At 39.4% G+C, this 11930-nt stretch carries 12 protein-coding genes; 9 read left to right on the forward strand and 3 right to left on the reverse strand.

What is annotated here, in order from left to right; translation table 11 throughout:
• Positions 1-71: 71 nt before the first annotated feature.
• Complete coding sequence (locus tag ACFQIC_RS17240) at positions 72-509, reverse strand: ferritin-like domain-containing protein (RefSeq protein ID WP_204711418.1); 438 nt, start codon at positions 507-509, stop codon at positions 72-74.
• Positions 510-680: 171 nt separating this feature from the next.
• Between ACFQIC_RS17240 and ACFQIC_RS17245 the strand changes: the two genes are divergently transcribed.
• Positions 681-1106, forward strand: coding sequence for a disulfide oxidoreductase (locus ACFQIC_RS17245; RefSeq protein WP_204711417.1), 426 nt, complete (start codon positions 681-683; stop codon positions 1104-1106).
• Positions 1106-1585: a thioredoxin family protein gene (locus ACFQIC_RS17250; protein WP_204711415.1), complete on the forward strand. Its 480-nt coding sequence runs from the start codon at positions 1106-1108 to the stop codon at positions 1583-1585. Before ACFQIC_RS17245 ends, ACFQIC_RS17250 begins: the two co-directional genes overlap by 1 nt.
• Before the next feature lie 41 nt (positions 1586-1626).
• On the opposite strand, the gene ACFQIC_RS17255 is transcribed toward ACFQIC_RS17250, so the two are convergent.
• Positions 1627-2133, reverse strand: coding sequence for an antibiotic biosynthesis monooxygenase family protein (locus tag ACFQIC_RS17255; RefSeq protein ID WP_204711413.1), 507 nt, complete (start codon positions 2131-2133; stop codon positions 1627-1629).
• Between the two features lie 94 nt (positions 2134-2227).
• On the opposite strand from ACFQIC_RS17255, the gene ACFQIC_RS17260 reads away from it, so the two are divergent.
• The 5 genes from ACFQIC_RS17260 to ACFQIC_RS17280 all read left to right on the forward strand — a co-directional run bounded on the left by ACFQIC_RS17260 (position 2228) and on the right by ACFQIC_RS17280 (position 9337).
• Positions 2228-4390, forward strand: coding sequence for a transglycosylase domain-containing protein (locus ACFQIC_RS17260; RefSeq protein WP_390217514.1), 2163 nt, complete (start codon positions 2228-2230; stop codon positions 4388-4390).
• A gap of 125 nt (positions 4391-4515) precedes the next feature.
• Positions 4516-5553, forward strand: a complete 1038-nt coding sequence (gene hemE, locus ACFQIC_RS17265; RefSeq protein ID WP_204711411.1) for a uroporphyrinogen decarboxylase — start codon at positions 4516-4518, stop codon at positions 5551-5553.
• 13 nt (positions 5554-5566) lie between these two features.
• Positions 5567-6502 carry a ferrochelatase gene (hemH, locus tag ACFQIC_RS17270; protein ID WP_204711409.1) on the forward strand — a complete coding sequence of 312 codons (936 nt, stop codon included), beginning with the start codon at positions 5567-5569 and terminating at the stop codon, positions 6500-6502.
• 1 nt (position 6503) lies between these two features.
• Positions 6504-7901 carry a protoporphyrinogen oxidase gene (gene hemY / locus ACFQIC_RS17275; protein ID WP_204711406.1) on the forward strand — a complete coding sequence of 466 codons (1398 nt, stop codon included), beginning with the start codon at positions 6504-6506 and terminating at the stop codon, positions 7899-7901.
• Positions 7902-8317: 416 nt separating this feature from the next.
• Complete coding sequence (locus tag ACFQIC_RS17280) at positions 8318-9337, forward strand: LacI family DNA-binding transcriptional regulator (RefSeq protein WP_204711404.1); 1020 nt, start codon at positions 8318-8320, stop codon at positions 9335-9337.
• 114 nt (positions 9338-9451) lie between these two features.
• On the opposite strand, the gene yhfH is transcribed toward ACFQIC_RS17280, so the two are convergent.
• Complete coding sequence (gene yhfH / locus ACFQIC_RS17285; protein WP_204711402.1) at positions 9452-9580, reverse strand: protein YhfH; 129 nt, start codon at positions 9578-9580, stop codon at positions 9452-9454.
• Positions 9581-9699: 119 nt separating this feature from the next.
• On the opposite strand from yhfH, the gene ACFQIC_RS17290 reads away from it, so the two are divergent.
• Both ACFQIC_RS17290 and ACFQIC_RS17295 read left to right on the forward strand, forming a co-directional pair.
• Complete coding sequence (locus ACFQIC_RS17290) at positions 9700-10437, forward strand: MBL fold metallo-hydrolase (protein ID WP_204711400.1); 738 nt, start codon at positions 9700-9702, stop codon at positions 10435-10437.
• A 66-nt stretch (positions 10438-10503) separates the two neighbouring features.
• The gene (locus tag ACFQIC_RS17295) at positions 10504-11502 is read left to right on the forward strand and encodes a lipoate--protein ligase (RefSeq protein ID WP_204711399.1); all 999 of its coding nucleotides are present in this window, start codon (positions 10504-10506) and stop codon (positions 11500-11502) included.
• Positions 11503-11930 lie beyond the last annotated feature (428 nt).

Here is an 11930-nt window from a genome sequence, read left to right on the forward strand (position 1 = left end):
TGTGATTTTATTTGTTCTACTTTGAAACTGAACCACTTACGATTGGTTCGGCAAGCTATAAGGAAAATGTTTTATTCATGTAAACGAGAATCTTGAAGTAGACGGTCAATTTCTTCCATGTGACCTGTTTCATCAGAAATAAGATCATCTAATTTAACAGATAACTCTGTTAGGTTTAGTTCTTCAGCTTGTACTTTACGTTCTTCATAACGTGAAATTGTGGCACGCTCTGCTTCACGCGCAGCTTTAAGCATCTCTTTCACTTCTGTGTGTTGTTCAACTTCAGCAGGGGTTGTAGTTGGTGTTCCTCCTAGAGTGCTGATCTTTTCAGCTAAGTATAAAGCGTGTGCTTGTTCATCAGCTACTTCACTCTCAAAGAAAGGTTTAAGCACAGAACGATATAAGCCTGTGACAACTGCTGCGTTATAAGTATACATAATGGAAGCAGCGTATTCGTTAGCTAAGTCTTCGTTTAATCCTTCAATTAAATGTTGCATCTTTTTATCCATTGTTCATCATCCTTTCCAATAAAGTTAGCACATAATCAAATATTCCCTGTTATAGTGAGTTTAAACGTAGACATTCAAAAAGAAAATTAAAACTAGTAAAGTAATCTATTTTGAATTCAAATAAATACCTAGTATAATAACAGAGGGAGAGAGGTAGAAAGGAAACTTTTCATGAAAAAAAGAAGCGAGACGTTATTATTTATAGCATGGGCTGTATCCCTAGTTGCTACTCTAGGTAGTTTGTTTTTCTCGGAAGTAATGGGGTATACACCATGCGAACTTTGCTGGTATCAACGAATTCTTATGTATCCCCTAGTTGTTATTTATGGAGTAGCGTTAATTAAAGGAAAAACTGATGCAGCCTTATCAGGATTGATTTTAAGTGGAATAGGTGCTTGTGTATCTATTTATCATTATATGATACAAAAAGTTCCTGCTTTCCAATCGGCCGGAGGTTCTTGTGGAGTTGTTCCTTGTAATGCAGAATATATTAATGGATTTGGTTTTGTTACAATTCCATTTTTAGCAGGTATTGCTTTTATTTTAATTTTTGTTAGTCATCTACTAACGATTCGTGAACAAAGGAGAAACGCCTAATGAAGAGAAATATGATTATATTTGCAAGCATTCTTGTAGTGCTTGTGGTTGTACTTGCTTTTGTTGTGAACTACCAGAACACACAGAAAACGGAAGGGAATCCCTATGGTAAGGAAGATTTAGAGCAGAGTACTATTGATCAGTTAGATAATCCAAATTACCAGAATCAAATATTGCCAGGTGAATTAGCGGAGGAAGTTGCATCAGGTGATCCTATAACGGTTTATTTTTATGACCCGGAATGCGTTCACTGCCAAAATACGACGCCAGTTTTAGTACCGGTTGCCCAAGATTTAGGTATTGATATGAAGAAATTGAATTTACGTGAATTTCAAAGCGAATGGAATAATTATCAAATTGATTCCACGCCTACGCTTATTCACTTTGAAAATGGAGAAGAACAAGCAAGAATTGTTGGAGAAAGATCTGAAAGTGCATTTAAGAGCTTTTTCGAAAGTGAAGTATTATCTTCCGAATAATAGGGGAAAAGTGAGCGACCGCGGTCGCTCACTTTTTAATGTTATTTTTCTAGTTGAATCATTTGGTATTTGGTAATATAGGGTTTTCCATCAATAAAAGAAGGCTTTTGTTCGTGCTTCGGTCCGGAATTTTCATGGGCTTTTTCAAAGTCTTTGGAGTTTTTCCAGTCTTCAAAGTCTTGTTCGTTTCGCCATTGAGTGAATACAACGTACGTATTTCCTTTTGTAGGTCTTAGGATGCGAAAGGCTTGGAAACCTTCCATGTTTTCAACACTACCCGCCCGCTTCTTAAATCGGTCTTCAAATACAGGCCGACCTTCATCGGAAACAGGAATGTTATTCATCACGACGAAACCTGAGGGCTGAACATTCCCGACCGCTTCGACAATTTCAAAGTCGCGGCCTTCAGCGAAAAAGGAATCCTGTTTCCCTTCATAATAAGCAACGGTTTTGTCCTGATCTTGCATCAATAAGAGATGGGCATCCTTGTGTTCCTGATCTAGCTTTGCTAAATAGTTTAATGTACCATTTGTCATAGATACTTTCATGATCTGTCCCCTTTCCTACATCAAGTTAAGTGTAGCAAGCGGGGCTGATGATCTGCAAGTTTGAACATATGATACGAGAGAGGATGCACGATGTTTGAAAAATAAATTAAAGATCCCACCAATGGCAAAATGGCTAAAACGTATAAAATGGCCTGCCATCATAATAGGTGGTTTATTCTTGCTGTCAATTATAGGTTATTTGTCGATTATTTATGGTGGTCGTTTTGTAGTATCTGAGGAAGAACTTATTTTGGATTCCGCCACTACAATTGAAACTAAAGAGGGGGAAGTGATTGAACGGATTTATTCGGAAAATCGAACTCTCCTGAGTATTTCAAATGTACCCGAGCATGTTCAAGAGGCTTTCGTTGCAATTGAAGATGGTCGTTTCTATGAGCATGCAGGAGTTGATTTCAAGTCTGTTCTCCGTGCTGTTTACCGAGATATCATTGCAATGGATAAAGTTGAAGGGGCAAGTACAATTACTCAGCAATTAGCTAAAAACCTTTTTCTAACAAATGATAAGTCTTGGATGCGTAAAACAAAAGAAGTCATGGCGGCGATCTATTTAGAACGTAATTATACAAAAGACAAAATTCTAGAAATGTATTTAAATACTATCTACTTTGGTAAGGGGGCATATGGCATCGAAGAAGCTTCAAAAACTTATTTCAATGTTTCAGCTTCTGAGTTAACTGTAGCCCAAGGAGCTCTTTTAGCAGGTATGCCAAAGGCGCCCAATTCATATTCTCCTTTTGACAATCCGGAAGCGGCTATGGATCGAAGAAATATAGTGCTTGCCCGTATGGAATCTCTCGATATGATTGATTCTGAATCAATGGTGAGCTTACAAGGGTCCACTTTAGGGGAGGAACAAAGAGAGTCTAACCAAGAAACGTGGAGTAATAGCTATGTAGATCTAGTTATTAAAGAAGCTTCTCAAAAGTATCATATTTCCCGTGAGGAATTAAAAAGAGGGGGATATCGTCTAATCGTTGAAATGGACCCGACCGCCCAGCAAATTGCTGCTTCGCAAATGAGTGAGGGGGAATTTGTGCCGGGATCCCGAGGTGAAACGGAGGGTGCTTTTACATTAATGGATCAGTCTACCGGTGGGTTTGTTGCTGTTGTAGGTGGACGCGATTTTAAGCATGGAGACAGAAACAGGGTAACAACGAAAAAACAGCCAGGGTCGGTGATTAAGCCGTTTTCAGTTTATGGACCTGCTCTAATGGATGATAAATATATTCCGTACTCCTTATTAATAGATGAACAAAGGAGTTATGGAGATTACACACCGAGCAATTATGATGATACGTATGCTGGTCTTACTTCATTGTATCAAGCATTAGTTGATTCAAAAAATGCTCCAGCTGTTTGGCTTCTCGACCAAATGGGAATTGCTTATGTGAAAGATTACTTAGATGAACTCGGGTTGTCGACCGAAGATGAAGGGTTAGCTATTGCTCTTGGAGGGTTATCTGAAGGATATACTCCTTTGCAATTAACCGAAGCTTATCGAAGTTTCATAAGTAATGGTGAGATTACGGAAGGATATACAATCTCACAAGTATTAAATCGTCAGGATGAAGTAATCCATCGACATCAACAAAGTGAAAAGCAAGTGTTTAATAATGAAACGGCATGGAATATGACACAGATTCTACAAACAACAGTGGAATCGGGTACAGCAAAAGCTGGTCATTATACGAAAGCTCTAGCAGGCAAAACGGGAACTCAGCAACACCCCTCTGTGGAAGGTGGGAATAAAGATGTATGGTTTAGTGGCTATACTCCCGAATATGTAGGAACACTTTGGATGGGATACGATCAGTCTGGAGAAGATTATTATTTGACTGGGGGGAGTTCGTATCCTACTTCGCTCATGAAGTCTATTTTATCCGAATTAGATGAAGAAAAAGATTTGTCAGACAGATTCGAGATACCAGAAGGTCTTGCTAATTTGCCAGAGCCTATTATTTTGCCGGAAATCAAGGATGTTTCTGGATCGGTTGGTTTTGGTGGATTCCGCCTCATTTCCGGAAAAATACAATGGACTCCAGCAGATGATAAACGAGTGGTCTATCGAGTTTATCGAAAAGAAGAGGATCGTCGTGAACTCGTTGGTCAAGTGACAGGAGAAGGAGAATATCGTGTAAGTGCGGGGATTTTAAACAACCCCTCTTACGTCGTTGTACCTTATGATCCCTTGACAGGGCTTGAAGGAGAGGCTTCTAGTAGTGTTACTGTTAACTAAAAAAACAAGCGTGTGAAAAAATGCACAATATCGTGACAAAAGCATCGTTTTTCTATACACAAGCTAAAATAATGGGTATAGTGGAATCGGATGAACGTTGAACGTGTATAAAGGAGTTTTTTGTAATGACAAAATCATTTAATGACACAATTTTAAAAGCATTTAGAGGAGAACCGACAGATCATACACCGGTATGGTATATGCGTCAGGCTGGTCGTTCTCAACCGGAATATCGAAAGTTAAAAGAAAAATACTCTCTCTTTGAAATTACCCATCAACCAGAGCTTGGAGCCTATGTTACGCGGTTGCCTGTGGAACAGTATGGTGTGGATGCGGCGATTCTTTATAAAGACATTATGACCCCCTTGCCTGCCATTGGAGTCGATGTCGAAATAAAGAAAGGGATCGGCCCTGTTATCGATAATCCGATTCAAAGTAAAGCGGATGTGGAGAAATTGGGAACAATTGATCCAGAATCGGATGTATCTTATGTAATGGATACGATTCGATTATTAACGAAAGAGCAATTGAACGTACCACTTATCGGATTTGCTGGAGCCCCTTTTACTCTAGCAAGCTATATGATTGAGGGTGGACCTTCAAAGAATTATAATAAGACGAAAGCCCTAATGTATAGTGAACCAGAAACATGGTTTACGCTTATGGATAAGCTAGCGGATACGACAATAACTTATGCACGTGCACAAATTGCAGCTGGAGCCAGTGCGATTCAAATTTTTGATTCATGGGTAGGTGCTTTAAATGTAGAGGATTATCGGACATTTATTAAACCGATTATGAAGCGTATTTTCACAGAGTTGCGCACAGAAGGCGTTCCGCTCATTTTATTCGGTGTAGGTGCAAGGCATTTGGCACTGGAGTGGAATGACCTCCCCGTAGACGTTATAGGTTTGGATTGGAGACTTTCCATTACTGAAGCGAGGGATATGGGCATTACGAAACCACTTCAAGGAAACTTAGATCCTTCGCTCCTTCTATCTGACTGGAGTGTTATTGAAGAGCGGACGAAAAGAATTATAGATGAAGGAAAGCAACATCCAAGCCATATTTTTAATTTAGGGCATGGGGTTACACCTGATATTCAACCAGAAACATTGCGTCGGTTAACCCAACTTATTCACGACTATTCAAAGAAGAATTAAGAGGTGAACGATCATGGAAAAGAAACAAGTAGGATTACTCGTCATGGCGTACGGAACGCCTTATAAAGAAGAAGATGTAGAACGATATTACACACATATTCGAAGGGGGCGTAAACCTTCTGACGAAATGCTTCAAGACCTTCGCGATCGTTACGATGCCATTGGTGGCATTTCACCACTAGCGCGGATTACGAAAGACCAAGCAACCGCTTTGCAAGATACATTAAATGAAGAACAGGACGATATTGATTTCAAAATGTACTTAGGTCTTAAACATATCGAGCCATTCGTGGAAGATGCCGTACAACAAATGGCGGATGATGGAATTGAAGAAGCTGTGTCGATTGTGTTAGCTCCTCATTATTCTACATTCAGTGTGAAATCTTATAATGGACGTGCCCAGGAAGAAGCAGAGAAACACGGGATTTCTATTCGCTCGGTGGAAAGTTGGTATGATGCTCCTGGATTTATCGATTACTGGAGTGAACACATTTTAGCTGAATATGAAAAAATGAGTGAAGAAGAGAAAACGAAAGCTTGTTTAGTTATTTCCGCTCATAGCCTACCGATGAAGATTTTAGATGGCGGCGATCCTTACCCTGACCAGCTTCAGAAAACAGCTGAGCTGATTTCTGAGGAAACTGGTATTACTCAATACGAGATTGGTTGGCAAAGTGAGGGAAATACGCCGGATCCGTGGCTTGGCCCAGACGTTCAAGACTTAACGCGTGATCTTTTTAATGAAAAAGACTATCGTTCTTTCGTTTACGCACCTGTAGGTTTCGTTTCCGACCACTTAGAAGTGTTGTATGACAATGATTATGAATGTAAAGTAGTTTGCGATGAAGTCGGAGCGAACTATTATCGTCCAGAAATGCCAAATACTCATCCTAAATTCATTCGCACGTTAGCCGGTGTCGTTCTCGATAAGATAGAAGAGCAGGTTTAATATGGAACAAAAAAGAATAGTAGTAGTAGGCGGTGGTATCTCAGGACTGACTGCTGCTTACTACTTACAAAAGGAAAAACGGGAGAAGCAATTACCGCTAGATATCAAACTATTCGAAGAAAGTGAACATTTAGGTGGTAAAATTGAAACCGTGAAGCATGATGGCTTTACAATTGAAAGAGGGCCAGATTCTTTTCTAGAACGGAAGAAAAGTGCTACACGTTTAGCACGTGAAGTAGGTTTAGAGGATCAGCTCGTTCCGAATGGTACGGGACAATCCTACATTTTAGTGAATAATAAACTTCACAAAATGCCAACGGGTTCCTATATGGGAATTCCCACTCGTATTCGTCCGTTTCTTTTCTCAAGTTTGTTTACCCCGCTTGGAAAAGCGCGTGCGGCACTTGATCTGATCAAGTCGAAACAAACGGTTGAAGAGGATCAATCCTTAGGGTTATTTTTCAGAAGACGCCTTGGAAATCAGGTGGTTGAAAATTTAATAGAACCTTTATTATCTGGAATATATGCTGGAGATATTGATGATTTAAGCTTACAATCCACATTTCCAAACTTCTATGCACTGGAACAGGAATATGGAAGTTTAATTAAAGGATTAAGAAAAACAACATCAAAGACTCCGAGAAATAAACCCAAACCAAGTATGTTCCGCACATTTGAAGGGGGATTGGAAACACTCGTTAACGCAGTGGATGATCAACTAACTCCCGGTATAGTACAGAGAAATACAGGAGTGGATCATATAGAGAAAAAAGAGGATGTTTATCATCTACTACTAAGTGATGGGACAGTTGAAAAGGCGGATGCTGTAATCATTGCTGCACCATATTTTGCAGCCCAACGCATGTTATCCCAGTATGACTTTATGGATCTGTTTAATGACATGCGTGCGACATCTGTTGCCAACGTCGCCATGGCTTTTGATGCTTCAGCGATTAAAAAAGATGTAGATGGAACTGGCTTTGTTGTATCTAGAAATAGTAAATTCCGTATTACAGCCTGTACGTGGACCCATAAAAAATGGCCCCACTCTACACCAGAAGGCAAGGTTATGCTTCGTTGTTATTTAGGAAAGCCAGATGATCAAGAAGTAATCGACCGATCGGATGAAGAAATTACTAAAATTGCATTAAATGATTTGAATCAGATTATGAATATTGAGGAAACACCGGAATTTTCTGTAGTGACCAGATGGCGTGATTCCATGCCGCAGTATTCTGTAGGTCATAAGGATCGCTTGAATCGAGTGATTGAGCAGATGGGAGCAGTATTACCTGGTGTTTATTTAGCTGGAGGCTCTTATCATGGTATAGGTCTGCCAGACTGTATTGACCAGGGAGAAGCTGCTGTGGAAAATGTTTTACAATATTTAAATTTGTAAAATAGAATGGTTCCGCGGGGGTGCGGTGAGCCTTCTCTTAGCTAAGGGACTCACCATGTCCATCATATTCTACCAAAAGCGACGGAACTGTATCACTTTGTTCTTGTTCCATAATAAGAGGTCGTTTGTTCAACAAACCAACATAAAAAATGCTCGGAGTATTAAAGCTCTGAGCATTTTTTATTCCGATTCTTGTTTTTCACTTTTTTTATTTGGGGGCGCATTGTCTTGTGATCTCTAATACCAGAGGAAAGATACCGAACCAATAAACAAATTCCTTTTCTTTTTTCAATGATTTGCAGCGGTTTTCTTTACTACCAGGTTCCATACAATTTCCTCTTGCATATTTATGTTTCTATTAGTATGATTTTATATGAAAACGATTTCAAAATGTGGCTGAATCAGGAGGAATTACAATGGCTACTATAGAAGATGTAGCAAAGTTGGCCGGATCGTCGCGGACTACGGTGTCGCGAGTCATTAATGATCAACCCTATGTCACCAAAGATAAAAAAGAGAAAATAATGGATGCGATGAGACAACTAGGGTATGTCCCAAATTCATCAGCTCGTCGGTTACGTAGTCAGCGGACGGAAACTATTGCTGTTCTTTTGCCCCGTATAACCAATCCTTTTTTCGGTCATTTAATTGAAGCAATTGAGGAAGAAGCTTCTAAGTATGGTTATCAAGTAATTGTTTGTCAAACTCATGACAAAAAACAAAAAGAGCTTGATTATTTGCAACTATTAAAAACGAAGCAAGTTGACGGTGTGGTTATGGCTTCTTTTACAAATGATTGGATGGAAATTAAACCGTTCCTTGATTCCGGTCCTATAGTGTTATGTAATGAATATATGGATACAGACCAAGTTTCGATGGTCCACATTGATCATCGGCAAGCAGCTTATGATGCAACGATTCATTTAATTGAACAGGGGTGTCAACATATTGCTTTTACAAGCGGTGGACAGGAAACCCATATTAGTCGTCAGCGAAAATCCGGCTTTCATCAAGCGCTATCTGAACATAATCTTCCATTTTACTCAGATAGTAAATGGACGGAGGCACTAGATGTTAAAGATGGACAAAAAGTACTTGAACATTTAAAAAGTGTTCACCCTTATATCGATGGTATTTTTACAGGTTCTGATGAAGTAGCGGCAGGAATTGTTTATGCAGCCGCTCAAGGGAATTGGAGAATTCCTGAAGACTTGGCGGTCGTTGGATTTGATAATCAAATGTTGTCACTATTAATGGTCCCTTCGATCACTACGATTGAACAACCGGTAGAAGACATGGCTCGAAAGACAATTGAGGTACTTGTTGAAAAAATGCAGAGCAAACAACCTCAGCGTCATACTCGATTTGTATACCCGTACGAGTTGTTAAAGAGAAATTCAACAGATCGATCTTCCGTTACTCAATCCGTTCATTAAATGGGCGGATTTTTTAGTGTGCTCGTTAAAAAACAAAAAAAGAGTAGCTTTCTCAGCTACTCAGAAAATTTTCATGTTCAAAAATAATCAAGATGTGGAAGACTAATACTATGCTTAATGTGCAGGGTGACTGCAATCGTCGCAAATGTTGCCATAGCAGTCAGCTTGCTCGTTAATAGCGTGGCCACAAGTTGAACATTGTTTCTTTGGAAGGTTACGGAAAAATTCAATGACATTCATCATAATCAATCGCCTCCAATTCGTTATTGTATAGTCATTGTATTATAACAATATGCAAAAAACAACCATCTGTTATAAAACAATTTTAAAATAAGTAAAAAGTCATAAGGAGTGGGTATGTAATGAAAGTAATGACGATAGGCTATTGGGGTGGATACCCTGCAGTGAACAGTGCAACGTCAAGCTACTTAATCGAACAAGATGGTTTTCGCCTCTTAGTTGATTGCGGAAGTGGGGCTCTTTCAAAAGTGCAGCAAAAGGTAGAGGTGACGGACTTAGATGCTGTTATACTGTCTCATTATCATAATGATCACATAGCGGACATAGGGGTATTACAGTATGCCTGGCTCGTACAAAACACTATCCATGAGACTAGTGATATTTTACCAATCTATGGACATGACGAGGACATAGACTCGTTTAAATCGTTAACTCATAAGAACACAGAAGGAGTTGCCTTTGATCCTGAACAACCCCTACAAATCGGTCCATTCACCATCAATTTTTTAAAAACAAGTCATCCTGTTACATGCTATGCTATGAGGATCTGTGATGGTACAGATACGATGGTATATACTGCGGATACCAGTTATTTTAAGGAATTAGAGGAATTTTCCAAGGGGGCAGACCTGCTGATTACGGACACGAATTTTTATAAAGGAATGGATGGCAGTGGCCCTGGACATATGACTAGTGAAGAAGCGGCAACTGTGGCAGACTCTGCCAAGGTTGATACTCTTTGGCTTAGTCATTTACCTCATTTTGGTGAGTTGAATTTGCTGAAACAAGAAGCGACAGATGTTTTTCAGGGAAATATCGAACTGGCATCAGATGAACTAACTTGGTATGGGAATGCTTAATAAATTGTGTAATAGCGTCGAATTCTATACAATGGAGGCCAGAGTAAACGTTGAAAGGATGAGACGATGTTATTTATCGATCACGAAGGAATTAATGACCCACATATAAACTTGGCTATTGAGGAATATGCGCTAAAAAATCTTGATATAAACGAGACGTATTTACTATTTTATATTAACGAGCCTTCTATCATTATTGGGAAAAATCAGAATACCATAGAAGAGATCAACACGAAATATGTAGAAGAACAAGGTATACATGTTGTGCGTCGCCTTTCTGGTGGTGGTGCTGTTTACCATGATCTTGGTAATCTTAGCTTTAGCTTTATTACAAAAGATGATGGAGATAGCTTTCATGATTTTGCTAAATTCACAAAACCTGTAACTGAAGCACTCAATAAATTAGGAGTAGCCGCAGAACTTTCCGGACGTAATGATGTGGTTGTTGATGGACGAAAGATCTCAGGAAATGCTCAATTTTCTACAAAAGGACGGATGTTTAGTCACGGAACGCTCATGCTAGATTCAGAAATTGAAAATGTAGTTTCTTCGTTGAATGTCAAAACCGAAAAAATTAAGTCAAAAGGGATAAAATCTATTCGCAGTCGAGTAGCGAATATATCTGAATTTTTAGAAGAACCCATTACAATGGAGGAATTTAAAAGTTTGATTCTTCGTTATATTTTTGATGTGGAAGATGTTAGTGATGTTCCGCAGTACAAGCTAACGGAAGAAGATTGGCAGGAAATTTATAAGCTTTCCAAAGAACGTTATAACAATTGGGGATGGAACTACGGTAAGTCACCGAAATTTAATGTTCAACAGACGAAGCGGGTGGAAGGTGCTGGCAGCTATGATATTCGTTTAGATGTTGCTAAAGGGTATATTCGTAATATTAAAATTTACGGTGATTTCTTTGGGGTAGGTGATATTTCTGAAATTGAAGAAATGTTACTTGAAGTGAAGTATGAACGCGAGGCAATATCTGAAGCTCTTGCAAATGTAGATGTCTCTCATTACTTAGGTAAAATCACGAAGGAAGACTTTTTGGATATTATTTATTAAAAAAAGGCCAGCAGAATTTCTAAGTAGTTCTGTTTCGATGGAGAAACCTATGAAATAGCATACGAATTTGCAGGCCAAATCGCATATGATTTGGTCTCTTATTTTCCCCTTATATATCAAAGGATTGTTCTTAAACTAACTTCTCAGGATTGTTGAAGACTCGATTCCGAGATGATGAGGCTTCGTTACCGTATAAGGGATAGGTGTGGCTTTGAAACAACTCGCTTTCCTGCGGGGGAACTGGCGAGCTTCCTCGGGCTGCGCCCTGCGGGATCTCACCTAGCCCCTTCTCCCGCGGGAGTCTCGTCGTTTCAAAACCACACCCCATTCGATATGGAAATGAACGAACCCCCGGCATAGGAGAATGTGTCTTACCTTTGCTATAAAATAAATCCTTACTCAACACGATGCTAACACATGAGTCGTTC

The sequence above is a fragment of the Halobacillus seohaensis genome, assembly GCF_042663045.1.
Classification (GTDB): domain Bacteria; phylum Bacillota; class Bacilli; order Bacillales; family Halobacillaceae; genus Halobacillus_A; species Halobacillus_A seohaensis.